The organism is Streptomyces sp. NPDC088747 (assembly GCF_044751025.1).
Taxonomy (GTDB): domain Bacteria; phylum Actinomycetota; class Actinomycetes; order Streptomycetales; family Streptomycetaceae; genus Streptomyces.
Genome location: NZ_JBIVKZ010000012.1, coordinates 225,493 through 242,409 on the forward strand (window position 1 = coordinate 225,493; position 16,917 = coordinate 242,409).

A 16,917-nucleotide genomic window follows, 5' to 3' on the forward strand; every position below is an offset into this window, starting at 1 on the left:
AACGTCGAGCGACTTCCCTGGAGTGGTTCCCTCATGCCTCAAACCGTGACCGAAGGCGCCCGCGCGGGCGCCGTGGACGCCCCCTCGGCGGAATCGTCGAAGCGGTGGTGGATCCTCGCGATCATCGGGATCGCGCAGCTGATGGTGGTCCTCGACGCCACCATCGTGAACATCGCCCTGCCCTCCGCCCAGGCGGACCTCGGCTTCTCCGACGGCAACCGGCAGTGGATCGTCACCGCCTACTCGCTGGCGTTCGCCTCCCTGCTCCTGCTCGGCGGTCGCATCGCCGACCTCTTCGGGCGCAAGCCCGCCTTCCTCGTCGGAGTCGGCGGTTTCGCCCTCGCCTCCGTGCTGGGCGGCGCCTCGAACAGCTTCGGCATGCTGGTCACCGCCCGCGCCCTCCAGGGTGTCTTCGGCGCACTGCTCGCACCGGCCGCGCTCTCGCTGCTGAACACGACGTTCACCGAGGCGAAGGAACGCGCCAAGGCCTTCAGCGTGTACGGCATGATCGCCGGAGCGGGTGGCGCGGTCGGGCTGCTGCTCGGCGGTGTGCTCACCGACGCCCTCGACTGGCGCTGGACGCTGTACGTCAACCTGGTCTTCGCGATCGTCGCCTTCGCCGGCGGCTGGATGCTGCTGGGCAACCACCGCGACGCCGCGAACTCCAAGCTCGACCTGCCGGGCACCCTGCTGGTCTCCGCCGGCCTCTTCTCCGTGGTCTACGGATTCTCCAACGCCGAGACGCACGACTGGGGTTCGCCCGCCACCTGGGGCTTCCTGCTCGCGGGCGCACTGCTGCTGACGGCGTTCGTCTGGTGGCAGACCCGGGCCAAGCACCCGCTGCTGCCGATGCGCGTCCTCCTCGACCGCAACCGCGCCGCGTCGTTCATCGCGGTCCTGGTCACCGGCGCGGGCATGTTCGGTGTCTTCCTCTTCCTCACCTACTACCTCCAGCTGAACCTGGGCTTCAGCCCGACAAAGACCGGCCTGGCCTTCCTGCCGATGATGGCCGCCCTGATGGTCATGGCCCAGATCTCGACCACCATCCTGGTGCCGCGGTTCGGCCCGAAGACCATCATTCCCGCGGGGTTCGCCATCGCCGCGCTCGCCATGGCCTGGCTGAGCGGCATCGACATGGGCTCGTCCTTCTCGACCGGGGTGCTCCCCCAGCTGATCGTGATGGGCGCGGGCCTCGGCATCGTGATGCCGCCCGCCATGCAGCTGGCCACCAGCGGGATCGCCGCCGAGGACGCGGGAGTCGCCTCCGCCACGGTCAACACCATGCAGCAGGTGGGCGGTTCGATCGGTACGGCCCTGCTGAACACGCTGGCCGCCAGCGCCGCGACGAGCTACCTGGTCGGCAAGGACCCGACCGACAAGCTGGTGCGGGCGCAGTCCACGATCGAGAGCTACACCACCGCCTTCTGGTGGTCGGCGGGCTTCTTCGCCGCCGGCGCCGTGATCGCCTTCTTCCTCTACCGGGGCGGGAAGCCGGAGCAGGACCTGGACGCCGCACCGGTCGTCCACATGTGATCGCGCCTCGACCGCACGATCACCCCTGACCGAGGGGCCGCCGTCTGCAGGGAGACGGCGGCCCCTCACCCTTTGCCGTCACCCTCACCCTTTGCCGTCGGTCCCGTGTTCGTGTGGTGGGCAGGCTCGTCCCTCCGTACGGCGGGCCGGTACACGACCAGTCCCCCGCGCTCCTTCCCGAGCCTCAACTCGCCTGGCGTCGGGCCCACTTCACCGTCGTACGCGAGCGTGTCCGTGCCGGTGAGGCCCTCGATCCGTACACGGGTGACGCGTTCGGCGCTGTAGACCCGGGAGCGGTCGAGGGCTCCGGCGAGCGCGGAGACGACGACCCGGGTGCGGGCGAGCCGGTGCTCGCCCTCGATCAGCCGCAGGTCCAGCAGCCCGTCGTCCAGCCGCGGCCGCAGGACGGGGGCGAAACCGTCCGGGACGTACCGCCCGTTCCCCACGAAGAGCAGCCACAGACGTCTCGGCCGGCCGTCGACGCTCAACTCGATGGGGGACGCGGTGCGCAGCACCCGGGTGAGGGCGATCGCGGCGGCCGGCCACTTGCCCCACCGGCCCTCCAAGTGCTCGCGGAGCCGGACCAGTTCGGGGTACAGGCCGATGCTGAAGGTGTTGAGGAACCGCACCTCGTGGCCCGTCGTCGAGCGCGCCACACCGATGTCCACGGTCACCGCCTCGCCACGGGTGACCGCGCGGGCGGTGTCCTCGAAGCGGGGTACGCCCACGTCCTGCGCGAAGTGGTTGAGGGTGCCGCCGGGGAACACCGCCAGCGCGAGCCCTCGTTCGGCCGCCGCGCGAGCCGCGGCGTTGACGCTGCCGTCGCCGCCGCACACACCCAGCGCGCCGCCCGCCTCTTCGGCCCGGCCGACCGCCTCGGCGAGCAGGGCGGCGAAGTCGTCGCCCGGCCCGCGTTCGACCAGTTCGGCCTCCGGCAGCAGTGCGCGCAGCCGTTCGGCGGGCGGTGTCCCCGTCGTGGGCGGGCCGGTGCCGGCCCGGCCGTTGACGAAGACGACCAGGCCACGGCCGCCGGGCAGCGCGGGCGCTCGGGCTCCCGGCCGCTCCGGTTCGGGCCGGGCGGGGCGCGGTGGCCACCAGCGGCAGGTCAGCGCGGCGGCCCCGGCGCCGATCGCGAGCCCGGCCAGTACGTCCGCGGGGTAGTGCACGCCGACGTAGACACGCGAGAAGGCGACCGACGCGGCGAAGGGCGCCACCAGGGCGCCGTACCGGGTGGACTCCAGGGCGACTCCGGTGGCGAAGGCCGCAGCGGAGGCGGAGTGCCCGGAGGGGAAGGACGTGGTGTGCGGCTGACGTCCCAGGTGCCGGATCGCCGGCACGTGGTCCAGCCGCGGACGGGGGCGGCGCGCGGTCCACTTGACGACCGTGTTGACGGTCAGCGAGGCGAGGACCAGCGAGCCCGTACCGCGCAGGGCGGCCCGCCTGGCCTCGCGGCTTCCGGTGGACGCGAGGCCCGCCGCCGCGCCGAACCACAGCCTGCCGTGGTCGGCGGCGCGGCTGATCCTGCGCAGCGCCGGATCCGCGGCCGGGAACCGGGAGGCGGCGACCCTCCTGAACAGCCGCAGATCCAGTTCGCCGAGTACGCCCATGGACCCACTCCTACCGGCAGGCCGGGCGGGTCGGCATCCGCTGCACCACCAACCGGAGCAGCTCCCGCGCGGGTTCCGACGGCTCAGGCCGGCTTCCCCGGGTGGCGGGGCAGCAGCGCGATCGACGACAGGGGAACGACGGCGAGGGCCAGCCAGGGCAGGGCGGGCGGGAGCCCGGTGTCGAGCAGCGAGCCCGACCCGGCGCTGCCGGCCAGGACGATCAGGCCGGACACGGAGGACAGGGCGCCCGTGTAGAGGCCGAGCCTGCCCTCGTCGGCGAGGTCGGGCACCCAGGCGCGGACGGCGGGCGCGACGAGCATCTGCCCGAGGGTGAGCAGGACGACGAAGGCCGCCGCGGGCAGCAGTCCCGCCGTTCCCGTCCACGCGGCGGCCGGGCCGGCGCGACCACGGCGAATCCGGCGGCGATGAGGAGCAGCCCGGCGGCCACGCACCGGCGCAGGTCGAGCCGGTCCGCCGCCCAGCGGGTGACCGGCAGCTGTGCGGTCACCACCAGCAGCGAGGACAGCGCGAACAGCCAGGCCAGCGGCGCCTGCGAGCCCGCCGCGCGCTCGACCTCCGCCGGGAGGAGCAGATAGAGCTGGTTGTACGCCAGCAGGTAGGCGCCGTACGCGCAGCACAGCGCCAGGAAGCGGCGGTTGCGCACCAGGACCTGGCCGCCTCCCGCGAACCGCACCCTCGCCCGGCCCGGGATGTGCTGCGGCAGGAGCCGGGCGTGGCCCGCCAGTACGAGTACGAAGACGGCGGCCCCGGCGAGACAGACCGCGCGGAAGTCGACGGCCAGCAGCAGCGCGCCGATCAGCGGCCCGACGAACGCCCCGGCCTGTCCGGCCACGGTGAACAGCGCCAGCACGCGGGTACGGGATCCCCGGCCCGCCTCCTCCCAGCGCACCGCCTGCCGCGCGACCTCGGACTCCACGGCGGGGGAGAACAGGGCGGCGGCGAAACCGATCAGCAGGACGGCGCCGACGACCGCCCAGGACGCCCGCGCGTACCCCAGCCACCCGAAGCCGGCGATCCGCAGCACGCAGCCCGCGAGCACCACGGGCCGCACCCCGTACCGGTCGGCCAGGGCGCCGCCGACCACGAACAGTCCCTGCTGGCTGAAGGTCCGCATGCCGAGCACCAGGCCGACGAGCCAACCCGCCATGCCGATCGCCGCGCCGAGGTGCTCGGCCAGGAAGGGCAGTACGGCGTAGAAGCCGACGTTGAAGGCGAGCTGGGTCAGTATCAGCAGGCGGAGCAGGGGTGACAGCCGGCTCCAGGTCCTGGGGTGCGGGGCGGCCCTCACCCGGTCGGGAGCCGGCGCCCTGTTTCCTTCAGCGAGCACCTGCATACCCTATGCAGGAGTGCCCGGGGGCCGGCCGACGGCCCCACTCCGTCCGGCCGACCCCCGGGAGGAGATCACGCGGTATCCGCGACGAGGCCCGGCTTCCCCAGTCACGGGCACTCGTTCGACGCCCACGGGGAACCGCGCGATCCCGGTCTGTCAGAACGTGAAGACGGTCGTCCCGTAGGAGTTCTTCACGCACTCGTTGGCGAAGGTGCGCTCGAACGCGACGCGCTTGCCCTTCCACACACCGTCGACGGTGACGACGACGGGGTCGAACTCCTTGGTGCACATCGCGCCGGCCCTCACCGACAGGGCGTTGAAGTCGCCGTCGGTCAGGCGGAGTTCGGCGCAGGCCCGCGGGGCGTCGGGGTGAGTACCGGAGGCGGTCGGGGCGCAGTTCAGCGTGACCGCGCGTTCCGCGGTGACGGTGGCCGCGCTGTCGCCGTGGCCCGTCGTGAGGACCAGGGCGGAGGGGGCGTAGAGCCCGGAGGGGCCGAGGTCCGGGGCCGCGAGGGCGGTGGTACCCAGAGGCCCGCAGACGGCGGTGGCCGTCAGGGTGAGAGTCGCTGCCCAACGCGCGGTGGTCGGCATTGTGTGCATCCTTCCGCTCGACTGAATGCGAGACCGGCTCGGTTGTGTGCCGGTTCGGCGAGCGCGAGTCTGCCGAGTCCGGACGGGAAACACACATCCGACCCACGCGTTTCGGTAACTTTGAGTATTGAATCAGTGGCGTGAAGTCACAGAATTCGAACGGTGTCGCCCGGAAGCGAGCGCTTACTGATCGTCCGAAGTGCCTTCATGGCCGAATTTCCTCCACACAGCAATAGGCCTGAAACATTCCGCTTCAGCCCATGACGGACTCCCCGCGGCTGACGACGAGTCGGGAACCCCGCACCGAGCCCGGTGGAGCAATGGTCCAGCCGGTACACAAAAGATGGATGATCCGTCCTCTGGTGCCGCCGCGACGCACGGCCATAGCGTCGGCAGACCCCGTGAGGACGGCATCCGCTCACGCCGCGCACCCCAGCGGCGACAACCGGCCATCCCCCTTTTCGCGCCACCACGCGCTCCACCGCCCGTATGGGTACAGGCAGCACTTCGCTGGAGCACTGATGTCCGACAACTCCCCGACCACCGCTCCCCCGTCGCTCACCGAGGTGGAGGCCTACGGCGTCGAGCGCATCCCCGACGCGGACCGCACCGCCTCGCCGTTCGACCTGTTCCGCGTCGCGTTCGGCGGCGCGAACACCTTCTCCACCTGCGTCCTCGGCGCCTTCCCCAGCCTCTTCGGCCTCTCCTTCTGGCAGGGCCTCGCCGCGACACTCCTCGGGGTGTTCGTCGGCGCGCTCATCCTGTGCCCGATGGCGGTGTTCGGCCCGGTCAACGGCACGAACAACGCCGTCGCCTCCTCCGCGCACCTGGGCGTGCATGGCCGTGTCATCGGCTCCTTCCTCTCCCTGCTGACAGCCGTCGCGTTCTTCTCGATCTCGGTGTGGAGCTCGGGCGACGCCCTGGTCGGCGGAGCGCACCGGCTCTTCGGACTCCCGCGCGGCGACGTGTCGTACGTCATCGCCTACGCGCTGTTCGGCGCCCTGGTGCTCGCGGTGTGCGTGTACGGCTTCCGGTTCATGCTCTTCGTCAACAAGATCGCGGTGACGTCGGCGACCGTCCTGTTCCTGCTCGGCGCGATCGCCTTCGCCGGCGACTTCGACCCCTCGTACGCCGGTTCCTTCACGGCCTCCGCCGACTCGGCGACGCAGGCGCTCTTCTGGCCCTCCTTCATCGGCGCGGCGCTGATCGTCCTGTCGAACCCGGTCTCCTTCGGCGCGTTCCTGGGCGACTGGTCGCGTTACATCCCCGCCGACGCGCCGCGCCGCAGGGTGGTCGGGGCGGCGTTCCTCTCCCAGATCGCGACCCTGCTGCCGTTCGTCTTCGGCCTGGCGACCGCGAGCATCATCGCGACGAAGGCCCCGGAGTACGTCGATCCGGCCGCCCCGGACTTCGTCGGCGGGCTGCTGGCCATCTCGCCGAGCTGGTTCTTCCTGCCGGTGTGTCTGCTCGCGCTGATCGGCGGCATGTCGACGGGAACGACCTCCCTGTACGGGACCGGGCTCGACTTCTCCTCCGTGTTCCCCCGGCTGTCCCGGGTCCAGGCGACGGTGCTGGTCGGGCTGCTGTCGATCACGTTCATCTTCGTCGGGCGGTTCGGCTTCGACCTGGTGCAGTCCATCTCGACCTTCGCCACGATGATCATCACCTGCACCACGCCGTGGATGGTCGTGATGATCCTGGGCTTCTGCACCCGGCGCGGCTGGTACGACCCGGACGCCCTCCAGGTCTTCAACCGCCGTCAGCGGGGCGGCCGTTACTGGTTCGCGCACGGCTGGAACTGGCGCGGCCTGACGGCCTGGTGGGTGGCCGCCGTGATCGGCGTGCTGTTCACCAACATCCCGGGGCAGTTCGTCGGCCCGCTCGGCGACCTCGCGAACGGCGTCGACATCGGCCTCCCGCTCTCCCTCGCGGTGTCCGCGGTCCTCTTCCTCTCCCTGCTGCGGATCTTCCCCGAACCCCGGGCCGCGTACGGGCCGGAGGGTGCCCGGCTGGCCCGTACGGTCGACGTTCCCGTGCCGCCGATCACCGGCCCCGGAGCCGAGTCCGACGGCGACGCCCCGCCCGTGCTCGCCTCCGAGACCAGGTGAGGGAGTCCTGGCTCGACCTGTCCGTGCCCGTGGTCACCGGGATGCCCGTGTATCCCGGTGACCCCGAGGTCGAGGTCTCCCCTGCTTTGCGGGTCGCCCAGGACGGGGTCAACGTCCTTCATCTGCGCCTGGGTTCGCAGTCCGGCACCCATGTCGACGCGCCCTACCACGTGGACGGGGCCTGGCCCACGCTGGACGAGCTGCCGCCGGAGCGGTTCGCGGGGCCCGCTGTCGTGGCCGACGTGCGCGGCCTCGCGGCACGGGCGCCGATCACCCCCGGACTGCTCGCGCCCGCCCTCAGCCGCGCGCGGCTGTCGCCGGGCGCCGTCCTGCTGCTGGCCACCGGATGGTCGGCGCACTGGGGAACGCCCCATTACCCGGCGCATCCCTGGCTCACCCCTGACGCCGCGCGGGCGGTCGTCGGCGCGGGCGTCCGGACCGTCGCGGTCGACGCGCTGAGCGTTGATCCCACCGGCGGGGCCGGCCTGCCCGCGCACCGTGTCCTGTGCGGCGCCGGCGGCGTGATCGCCGAGAACCTGACCGGCCTCGACAGAGTCGTCGCCGCTCAGGAGGCGGGCCTGCCGGTGAAGGTCTTCGTGTTCCCACTGCGGCTGCCCGGCGCGGACGGGGCGCCGGTACGGGCGATGGCCCGTGTGGGTTGATGAGCTCGTCGCGTCCGAGCCGCGCGCATCGCGGTGATCCGTACGCATCACAGTGGACGGATCTTGTCCCAGTCGCCAGGATCGACCCCGTACAGCGCGAGCTCCGGCACGAGAGGCGGGACGTACGGATGGCGAAGCACTGGGCGGACTTCCAGTACGAGATCTATCTCAACGGGATGACGGGTGCCGTTCCGCGGCTGCCCACCGATCTGACCCGGCTGGAGGAGCTCACCGAGCAGCGGCTCGGTCCCGGCCCGGTCGGCTACGTGGCGGGCAGCGCGGGCAGCGGCAGCACCGCGCGGGCGAACCGGGCCGCCCTGGACCGGCGCCGGATCGTGCCGCGCATGCTGCGGGACGTGCGCGAACGCGACCTGTCCGTCGAGGTGTTGGGGCGGGCGCTGCCGGCGCCGCTGGCCCTCGCGCCCGTCGGGGTGCTGTCGATCATGCATCCGGACGCGGAGTGCGCCGCTGCGCGGGCCGCCGCCGCGCAGGGCGTCCCGTTCATCCTGTCCTCGGCCTCCAGCACACCCATGGAGCAGGTCGCGGAGGCGATGGGCGACGCGGAGCGCTGGTTCCAGCTGTACTGGGCGAAGGACCGCGAGGTCACCCGGAGCTTCCTGGACCGGGCGAAGGCGGCCGGGTTCACCGCGCTGTTCGTCACCCTCGACACCCCCCTGCTGGCCTGGCGTCCGCGCGATCTCGACCAGGCGTACCTGCCGTTCCTGCACGGGGTGGGAACCGCCAACTACTTCACCGACCCGGCGTTCCAGGCGGGTCTTGCCAAGCCGGTGTACGAGGACCCGAACGCGGCGGTGATGCACTTCGTGGGCATGTTCGCGGACCCCGGCAAGACCTGGCCCGACCTGGAGTTCCTGCGGGAGAACTGGGACGGACCGATCGTCCTCAAGGGCGTCCTGCACCCCGACGACGCGCGCCGTGCGGCCAGCGCGGGGATGGACGGCGTGGTCGTCTCCAACCACGGCGGGCGTCAGGTGGCCGGGTCCGTCGCGGCGGCGGACGCGCTGCCGCGGGTGGTGGAGGCGGCGGGCGACCGGCTCACCGTCCTCTTCGACAGCGGGATCCGCACGGGCGACGACATCTTCAAGGCGCTCGCGCTCGGCGCCCGGGGTGTCCTCGTGGGACGCCCGTACGCCTACGGTCTCGGCCTGGACGGACAGGCGGGCGTCGAGCACGTCATCCGGTGCCTGCTCGCCGAGTTCGACCTCACGCTGGCCCTGTCCGGGCACGCCGGCCCAGGCGGTCTGGGCCCCGACGACCTGATCGAGGAACCCGCGTGAGCGCCCCGCGCAACGTCCTCGCGGTCGTCTCCGCCCATGTCGGAGGCCGGCGGGCGGGCGCGGCGCTCGCCGGCCTGTTCCCCGCCGGGACGCGCGTCACCGTGGTCGAGACCGCCGACGAGGACCCCGACGCGCTGCGGGAAGCCCGCGTCATCGTCACGGGGCTCGGCCCGGTGACCGCCGAACACATCGCCGCGGCGGCGCACTTGGAGCTGATCCAGTGCGCGAGCCACGGCTTCGACTACGTCGACCTGGTGGCCGCGCGGGCCCGCGGCGTACTCGTGTGCAACATAGGTTCCAGCGGCGCCGAGAAGCAGAACGTGGCCGAGCAGACCTTCGCCCTCATGCTCGCCCTCGCCAAACGGCTGGTCCCGGCGCACACCGCGCTCGTGGACGGCGACTGGGCGCTGCCACGGCTCCAGCGGTCCATCACCGAGCTGTCCGGCAAGACGCTCGGCATCGTGGGGCTCGGGCACATCGGCCAGGAAGTGGCCAGGCGCGCGGTCGCGTTCGACATGGGCGTCTTGTACGCGGGTCCGCGCTCCGTCGGCCCGGAGACGGAGGCCCGGCTCGGCGGCGCCCGCCATGTCGGACTCGACGAACTGCTCCGCACCTCGGACTACGTCACCCTGCACGTGCCCCTGAAGGACGAGACCCGGCACCTGCTCGACGCGGAGCGGCTCGCGCTCCTCAAGCCCACCGCGTTCCTGGTGAACACCGCGCGGGGCGCCCTGATCGACCAGGACGCCCTCGCGGACGCGCTGGAGGCGGGCGCCCTCGCCGGAGCGGGCATCGACGTCTTCGACCCCGAACCACCCACCCCGGCGCTGCGGTTGCTCAAGGCCCCGGGCGTGGTGCTCTCCCCGCACGTCGCGGGCGTCACCCGGGAGACCCTGGTGCGGATCGCGCTGGCGGCCGTCCAGAACGCCGCCGGTTTCCTGGCCGGCAAGCCGCCGCACGACGTCGTCTCCTAACCGTCGCGCGACCGGCCGCTACAGGCCGAACCGCCCTGCCACCGCACCGAGTTGCCCGGCCAGCGGCAGCAGGGGGCCGGGGCCCGCGTCGTCGGCCGCCGTCACGGAGCGGGTTTCGTAGGAAGGCTCCGCCGGGGTCGTCGCCGGTCCCGCCGGTACGCCCGTGGGCTGTCCGGCGGGAGGCCGCTCAGCTGGTTCGTCCGACGGTCGGCGCCCAGGCTGCTGCCCGTCCGGTGGCTCGGGGGTGCCGGCCCCGGCGGGCGGTGCGTCGCCCGCCGCGCGCGGCGCCGGGGTGGCTGCCTGGGGCGCGGGAGCGGTTGTGCCCGAGATCGAGAGGGAGTCGGGTTCGGCCGACGAGGAGTCGGTCCGCCAGCGCTGGGCGTCGGAACCGTCGCGGACCTTGGCGACGATCTCCGCCCCGGGGTCCGCGGACCCGGGCGCGACGGCGAGCCGTTCGCTCCACCGGGGCAGCAACTCGCCCCGCACCGTGAGGTCGTAGCGCACGTCGCTGCCGCGCGCCGCGTTCGCGGCGGCGCAGGGTTCCAGCGTGACGAAGCCGTCGTCGGCCCGGGAGTCCAGGCACAGTCCGGGGTCGGCGACGCTGCGCAGCAGTCCGTCCTCCCCGTAGGACCACTGCTGGGTCCAGGCGGAGGAGCACACGGCCAGTGCGGTCTCGGCCCCGGCCTTCGCCTCACCGCCCCGGACGTCGAGGCACAGGTCGGCGGCGAGGTTGCGCAGCCTGGTCCGTTCGGCGCCCTCGGGAAGCCCCGCCGAGGTGGGCGGCGGGGACGCGGAGCCGGGCTCGGGTGACAGGGTGCGGGCACCGCTCGCGCCCGTCGAGGCGGCGGGGTCCACGGCCGTGTCGTCGTCCGCCCACAGGCTGGTGGCGAGGGCGGTCACCAGCAGGACGGCCGAGACCAGGCCCGCTCCGGTGATCAGCACCCTCGCGTGCCGCCGCAGGGGCCGGGGCAGGCCGCGCGGGTCGGGGAGCTGGGACAGCAGCCGATGGCGTCCACCGCTCTCCGGGAGTCCGCCTCGGCTGCTCCGGCGTCGCCCGCCGGCCGGTGTCGCACCCCGGGGGCGCACCGCCTGCCGCGCGCGTCCGGGACGGGAGTCGAGATAGCGCCGGGCGCCCCAGCCGAGTACCGCTTCGGCGAGCAGAACGCCCAACCCGCCCTCGAAATGGCTGAGTTGCTCGGCGGCGAAACGGCAGTAGCGGCACTCCACCAGATGCTGCTGGACATCGGGCAGCAGGGCGCCGCCGCGTCGAATCGGAACGTCCAGCAAGCGGTTGTAGAAGCCGCATTCCTTCGTCGGCGCGAGTTCCCGGTGGGCCCGTACACAGCCTTCGCGGAATTGTTCGCGGGCCTGTTCCACCGCGGCCGACGCGGTGTCGGTATCGAGACCCGAAAGGCCGGCCGGTACGGATATGTGTTCGGCTTCGACCTCGGTGTGCCAGAGCAGGCACTGGGCGAGTGGTTGCAGGGCGTGGAAAGCGCGTTCGGCGAGCTGCCTGTTCTCGGCGGTCATGGACTTGGCGGCTCGCATACCGCGGCCCCCGGCGGGTTTCCTCAGGTCCGGCAGTACACCGGTGATCCGGTCCTCCGCGGCCCACTCTCCGACGGTGTCCCGTACGGCCACGAGAAGCCGGGGCCGCAGGGCGACGGCGGATTCGCCGGCCGTCAGGCGGTCGAGTACGCGATGGAAGGAGGCCGCGGTCACCATGGAGGCGACGTTCGCCGAAGAGGCGAGGCAGATGACCGAGTAGTCGTACGCGGGCTGCCAGTGCCTCGCCATCAGCAGGGCGACGGGGTGCGCGGTCTCGTTCTCCGGCCGTCCCCTCAGCGCGGCGGCGAGACTCTCGTCGGATTCACCGGGAGCGCCGCCGGGCGGATAAGGAGGACGAGGGGGGTGGGGGGTGTGCACAGAGCGGGTTCCTTCCAAGGTGCAAGGTGGCACACAGAAGTTCCTCACCGCCGGAAAAGAGCGCGTTGATTGGTGCGTACCTTTTCGACGGGGTGCCGGGAAAGCGGCCGGGGTGAAGTCCGTAACGACAACCGTCACCAAGGGCCTCAAGAGCCCGTCGACAGCCTTGAATTGCGAACGGCGATTCGAACCCGGCCATTGACCCAGCTCAGGAAGGTCACCTTCGCACAACCCGCTCATGACCAACAAGACACGTGAGTAACTTCCGCCTCACGGAGAGAAATTCAGCTCCCGGCGGCAACTCGTACGACGCGTACCGGTTTTCGATATGTCATGCGCCCCGTGTGAACGGCACGCACGCGCCGGTGGTTCGCGCACGCTCCCGGCGCACGGAACCGCGTTGTCCACTGGAACCGGCCTTCCTCGAAGGCCTCGCGCGGTACGGCGGCTCTCCCGCGCGAACGGGCCGCCGGCCTTGTCTTCCCGCCCTCGGCCGGCGGCCCCGAGGGCGGGTCGCCCGGCGGCCTTCCGCGCGGCGCTAGGGCCTGTCGTTCGGATCTGGTCGCAGGGCATCGACGGTGCCTTGTCTGCGCCCTGAGCGGGGCCTGGTGCGTGCGGCTGCAAGGCGGAGGAGGGAGTCGACGCGGAGCGTCGGCGACTGACGACAACGCCGCAGACGTGCGTGCCAGGCCCCGCGTCCGCGGCGTGATCCAAACGACAGGGCCTAGATCTGCCAGGACCTCAGTCGGTCCGCCGCGCCGTAGACGTCCGTCTTCCCGTCGATCAGATCGCGGGCCAGGTCGACGAGCGAGCCGTACGGCGGGTCGATGCCGACGCCGCTCACGAACATGTAGGCGACCGCCGCCGAGCAGGCGAAGCGGGCGTTGGAGGCGGGCAGCGGCTTCAGCAGCGCCAGTGTGTGCAGGAGCGCGGCGGCGCGCCAGGCCGGGTCGGAGTCGACACCGAGGCGCGGCGGGTCGACGCGGTGGCGGGCCACGGCGGCGACGAGCGCCGAGAAGTCGTTGACCGTGGGCTGGTCGGGCATGACCTCTTCGTGGCGCTGGAGCAGCCACGGCACATCGACATGGATGACCGGTGCCATGAGTCAGGCGGCTCGTCCCTCGCCCTTGCGGGGCGGTTCGTCCTCGGGGAAGGCGGCGGCGAACTCGTCGGCGTGCGCCGCGAAGAACCGCCGGAACACCTCCGCGCCTTCCTGGAGCGCCCGGTGCCGCACGATGTCGGCCGCGGCGGCCTCCCGTACCAGGGCCTTCATCGACGTACCGCGCTCCTTGGCGATCTGCCGAAGGTCCTCGAGCTCGCGGTCGCTGAACTCCACATTGAGAGCTGGCATGCCCTCACGGTACCGCGCGGGTACTTGGTCGTAAATACGCCCAGGTCAGCGCTGCCCCGGTGCGGTACCTGCCCCGGCGCCGGGAAAGGCGTGCCCCAGTGGGCGGGGGCCGGTCGCCTCGGACGGTGACGGCCGGCCCCCTCAGTCAGCCGGCGGGTGTCTCCAGCCGGCTGATGCGCTGGGCGCCGTCGGCCTCGCCGGGGCGGCGGCTCGTCAGGACGAGCCGGAGCCGTGAGCTCCGTACGGCGTCGAAGGTGATCGCCGTCGGCGCGTCCGACGCGGTCGCCCAGTCCACCGTCGCGCCCTCGACCGGCAGGTACCGTTCGCCGTTCCAGACCTCGACCCCGACGGACGCGGGAAGCGTGTGCGTCGCGTCGACGGTGAACGAGACCTCCACGCGGGCGATGGTGCGCGGGCGTGCCCAGGTGACCGACACCCAGTCCTCGGGCCGGGCGCCGCTGAACGCGGGCAGCAGGGCCGTGGCCGCCTTGTAGAAGGCGTTGGACCAGCCCGTCGCGGGGTCGCCGTCGAGCATCGCGGCGGGCAGGGTGTCGGGACGTCCCGAGTAACTGGCGTCCGCGAAGGGGTGATTCGGGACGCCGGGGCCCGGGTCGGGTGCGAAGGCGGCGGCGGGGGTGGTCGCCCTGGAGCGCGCGGGTGTGGCCCGCACGGAGACCGTCCCGGTGCGCAGCCCGTCCGAGCGTGCCGTGACCTTCACGGGCCCGGCCTTCGTACCCGCCCGCACCACGGCGAGCACCTTGCCGTGGAAGGCGGTCCGGGTGGAGGCCTGGTAACGCTCGGCGCTCTCCTGCCGTCCGTTGTCGAGGCCGGCGAGGGATCCGCCCTCGACCGCGAACGCCAGCGGGTTCTCGGCGTCCGGCACGACCACTCCCCGGGAGTCGACCACCTCGGCGGTCACGAACACGAGTGAACGCCCGTCGGCCGTCGTCGACTTGCGGTCGGCGGACAGGCGTACCGCGTGCGGCGCCCCGGCGGTGCGCAGGACGTCGGTGGCGACCGTACGGCCGTCACTGCGGGCCACCGCCTTCAACTCCCCGGGCGCGTACGGCACCCTCCAGGCGAGGTGGAGCTTGCCCGCGCTGCCGTTCGGGCTGGTGTAACTTCCCGGCCAGGGACCGCCGGTGACCGTCTTGTCGTCCCCGACGGCCTCGGTGGTCTCCAGATAGGGGCGGCCGTCGACGGTCTTCTTGGTGTCGAACCTCCTTGTTCCGAGGGACCTTCCGTTGAGGAAGAGCTCCACGGTGTCGACGTTCGCGTACGCCCACACCTCGACCGTGTCGCCCTCCTCGTGGTTCCAGCTCATCGGCAGCAGATGGACCATCGGCTCGCTGGTCCACTGGCTCCTGAACAGGTGGAAGGTGTCCTTGGGGAACCCCGCGGTGTCGGTCGCGCCGAAGAAGGACGCCTTCACGGGGAACACGTCGTACGGCGTGGGCTCCCCGAGGTAGTCGATGCCCGACCACAGGAACTCGCCGACGAACCACTTCCGGTCGCGGTCCTTCTTCAGCCCGTACTCGCCGCTCATCGTCCAGGACGCCAGGTTGTTGTCGTAGGAGGAGGTCGCGCGCCTGCCCGGGGTGTGGTTCTCGCCGGTGTTCAGGTGCTCGGGCTCCTGGTAGGCGCCGCGGGTGGACGTCTCGGACGAGGACTCCGACTCGAACAGGAACAGTTTGGGATAGCGGGCGTGCAGGGCGTCGACCGATCGGGCCGTGTTGTAGTTGAGGCCGAGGCCGTCGATCTTGGCGAGCATCAGATCGGCCGGGGAGCCGACGGCGGGCAGCGAGCGGTACTTGTCCGAGCCGATGACGATCGGACGGCTGGTGTCGAGACTCCTGACACCGTCGATCAGCCGGTCGGCCATGGCCAGGCCGGCCGTCGAGGTCGAGTCGGGGATCTCGTTGCCGATGGACCACATGATCACTGCGGGCGAGTTGCGGGCCGCGCCGACCATCTCGGCGATGTCCGCGTCGGCGTACTGGTCGAAGAACCGGCCGTAGTCGTAGGTGTTCTTGCCGCGCCGCCAGCAGTCGAAGGCCTCCACCATCATGACGATCCCGAGCCGCTCGCAGGCGGCGATCACCTGCGGGGAGGGCGGGTTGTGGGAGGTGCGCAGGGCGTTGACGCCCATGCCCTTCATGATGGTCAGCTGGCGTTCCACGGCGTCCGCGCTGACGGCGGCACCGAGCGCGCCGAGGTCGTGGTGGAGGTTGACGCCGCGGATCTTGACGGGATCGCCGTTGAGCGAGAGGCCGTTGTCGGCGTCGATGGTGACCTGGCGGATGCCGAAGGTCGTGCGGTAGGTGTCGACCGTCTTCCCGTCGACGGCCAGCTCGGTCACCAGGGTGTAGAGGTGCGGGCTGTCGGAGGACCACAACTCCGGTTTCCGCACGGTGAGTTCGTGGGTCTCCAGGCGCGGAGCCGCTCCCACCGGAACGGTGGAACCCGCACGGGCGACGGTGCGTCCGTCGGGGCCGACGATCCTGGATCCGACGGTGACCCGGCGATCGGTGCCCGACTCGTTGACGACGGTCGCCTGCGCGCGCACCACCGCGTGCGTCCCGGTCAGCGACGGGGTCGTGACGTAGGTGCCCCAGCGCTGGACGTGCACGGGTTCGGTGACGACGAGGCGGGCCTCGCGGTAGATGCCGCTGCCCGAGTACCAGCGGCTGCTGGGGAGTTGGTTCCTGACCCGGACCGCGATGACGTTGTCGGTGATGCCGTCCGTATGGAGCAGGTCGGTGAGGTCGAGGGCGAACCCCGTGTATCCGTAGGGGTGGTGGCCGACTTCGGTGCCGTTGCAGTGGACGTACGCGTCCATGTAGACGCCGTCGAACTCCACGGAGATCCGTTTGCCCGCGAGGGACGGCGGCAGCGTGAAGGCGGTGCGGTACCAGCCGAGGCCGCCGGGGAGGAACCCGGTGCCGCTGCTGGTGCCGTGTTCGGTGGTCGGGGTGAGCTCGATGCTCCAGTCGTGCGGTACGGCCACCGCGCGCCAGGCCGAGTCGTCGTATCCGGGGTCCGCGGCCCTCTCGTACGCACCGGTGGGGTCGGTGGCGCCGACGGGGTCGACCAGCGCGAAACGCCAGCCGTCGCGGAGGGCGACGGTGTGCCGGCCCGGGGCGTGACCGGGTGACGCGGCCCAGGCGTCGGCGGCGCCCGGGAGTGCTCCCGCCGCCGGCAAAGCGGTGCCTGCGATCAATACCGATCTTCGAGTGACCGTCATGGTGCGGTTCTCCCTCATCAAGGGCCCATAAGTCATCACAACTGATCGTGAACAAACAGATTCTGACGCGGTGACACGTGTGGGCGTCAAGGGTCCGGCACGCACTTCCGTACCGCACATCGCGATGCGATCGGACGTCTCCGGGCCCGCCCGCTCTGCCGAGCACCCGGCTGCCCGGCCCGTGGGGCCCGCCGGGGCGGGGCCCGCCCGGGCCCCCGGCCCGCCCCCCGGGGGGGGTGGGGCCCCCCCAAACCCAGGGCCAGGGTGTAGCC

11 protein-coding genes and 1 pseudogene are annotated in these 16,917 nt (G+C 72.0%); 5 read left to right on the forward strand and 7 right to left on the reverse strand.

Annotation, left to right across the window (positions count from 1 at the left end):
• The first annotated feature begins 33 nt into the window (after positions 1-33).
• Positions 34-1,533 (forward strand): MFS transporter, encoded by a 1,500-nt coding sequence (locus ACIP79_RS27035; protein ID WP_401227278.1) that lies wholly within the window; start codon positions 34-36, stop codon positions 1,531-1,533.
• A gap of 65 nt (positions 1,534-1,598) precedes the next feature.
• On the opposite strand, the gene ACIP79_RS27040 is transcribed toward ACIP79_RS27035, so the two are convergent.
• The 3 genes and pseudogenes from ACIP79_RS27040 to ACIP79_RS27050 all read right to left on the reverse strand — a co-directional run bounded on the left by ACIP79_RS27040 (position 1,599) and on the right by ACIP79_RS27050 (position 5,082).
• Positions 1,599-3,140, reverse strand: coding sequence for a bifunctional phosphatase PAP2/diacylglycerol kinase family protein (locus ACIP79_RS27040; RefSeq protein WP_401227279.1), 1,542 nt, complete (start codon positions 3,138-3,140; stop codon positions 1,599-1,601).
• A gap of 83 nt (positions 3,141-3,223) precedes the next feature.
• Positions 3,224-4,494: pseudogene (locus ACIP79_RS27045) on the reverse strand (MDR family MFS transporter).
• A gap of 153 nt (positions 4,495-4,647) precedes the next feature.
• Entirely contained in the window at positions 4,648-5,082 is a 435-nt protein-coding gene (locus ACIP79_RS27050; RefSeq protein ID WP_383688408.1) for a protease inhibitor, read from the reverse strand.
• A gap of 521 nt (positions 5,083-5,603) precedes the next feature.
• On the opposite strand from ACIP79_RS27050, the gene ACIP79_RS27055 reads away from it, so the two are divergent.
• From ACIP79_RS27055 to ACIP79_RS27070, 4 genes are all read left to right on the forward strand, one after another.
• Complete coding sequence (locus ACIP79_RS27055; protein WP_401227280.1) at positions 5,604-7,190, forward strand: purine-cytosine permease family protein; 1,587 nt, start codon at positions 5,604-5,606, stop codon at positions 7,188-7,190.
• Positions 7,187-7,852: a cyclase family protein gene (locus ACIP79_RS27060; RefSeq protein WP_401227281.1), complete on the forward strand. Its 666-nt coding sequence runs from the start codon at positions 7,187-7,189 to the stop codon at positions 7,850-7,852. The genes ACIP79_RS27055 and ACIP79_RS27060 overlap by 4 nt, the downstream gene beginning before the upstream one ends.
• A gap of 128 nt (positions 7,853-7,980) precedes the next feature.
• Positions 7,981-9,150, forward strand: coding sequence for a lactate 2-monooxygenase (locus ACIP79_RS27065; protein WP_401227282.1), 1,170 nt, complete (start codon positions 7,981-7,983; stop codon positions 9,148-9,150).
• Positions 9,147-10,124 carry a 2-hydroxyacid dehydrogenase gene (locus tag ACIP79_RS27070; protein WP_401227284.1) on the forward strand — a complete coding sequence of 326 codons (978 nt, stop codon included), beginning with the start codon at positions 9,147-9,149 and terminating at the stop codon, positions 10,122-10,124. Before ACIP79_RS27065 ends, ACIP79_RS27070 begins: the two co-directional genes overlap by 4 nt.
• Positions 10,125-10,142: 18 nt before the next feature.
• On the opposite strand, the gene ACIP79_RS27075 is transcribed toward ACIP79_RS27070, so the two are convergent.
• The 4 genes from ACIP79_RS27075 to ACIP79_RS27090 form a co-directional block, all read right to left on the reverse strand.
• Positions 10,143-12,050 carry an RICIN domain-containing protein gene (locus ACIP79_RS27075; RefSeq protein ID WP_401227285.1) on the reverse strand — a complete coding sequence of 636 codons (1,908 nt, stop codon included), beginning with the start codon at positions 12,048-12,050 and terminating at the stop codon, positions 10,143-10,145.
• 724 nt (positions 12,051-12,774) lie between these two features.
• A complete protein-coding gene (locus ACIP79_RS27080) occupies positions 12,775-13,152 on the reverse strand; it encodes a toxin Doc (RefSeq protein ID WP_401227286.1) in 378 nt (125 codons plus the stop codon).
• Positions 13,153-13,155: 3 nt separating this feature from the next.
• Positions 13,156-13,401 carry a hypothetical protein gene (locus ACIP79_RS27085; RefSeq protein WP_401227287.1) on the reverse strand — a complete coding sequence of 82 codons (246 nt, stop codon included), beginning with the start codon at positions 13,399-13,401 and terminating at the stop codon, positions 13,156-13,158.
• Between the two features lie 145 nt (positions 13,402-13,546).
• Positions 13,547-16,645: a glycoside hydrolase family 2 TIM barrel-domain containing protein gene (locus tag ACIP79_RS27090; RefSeq protein ID WP_401227288.1), complete on the reverse strand. Its 3,099-nt coding sequence runs from the start codon at positions 16,643-16,645 to the stop codon at positions 13,547-13,549.
• Positions 16,646-16,917 lie beyond the last annotated feature (272 nt).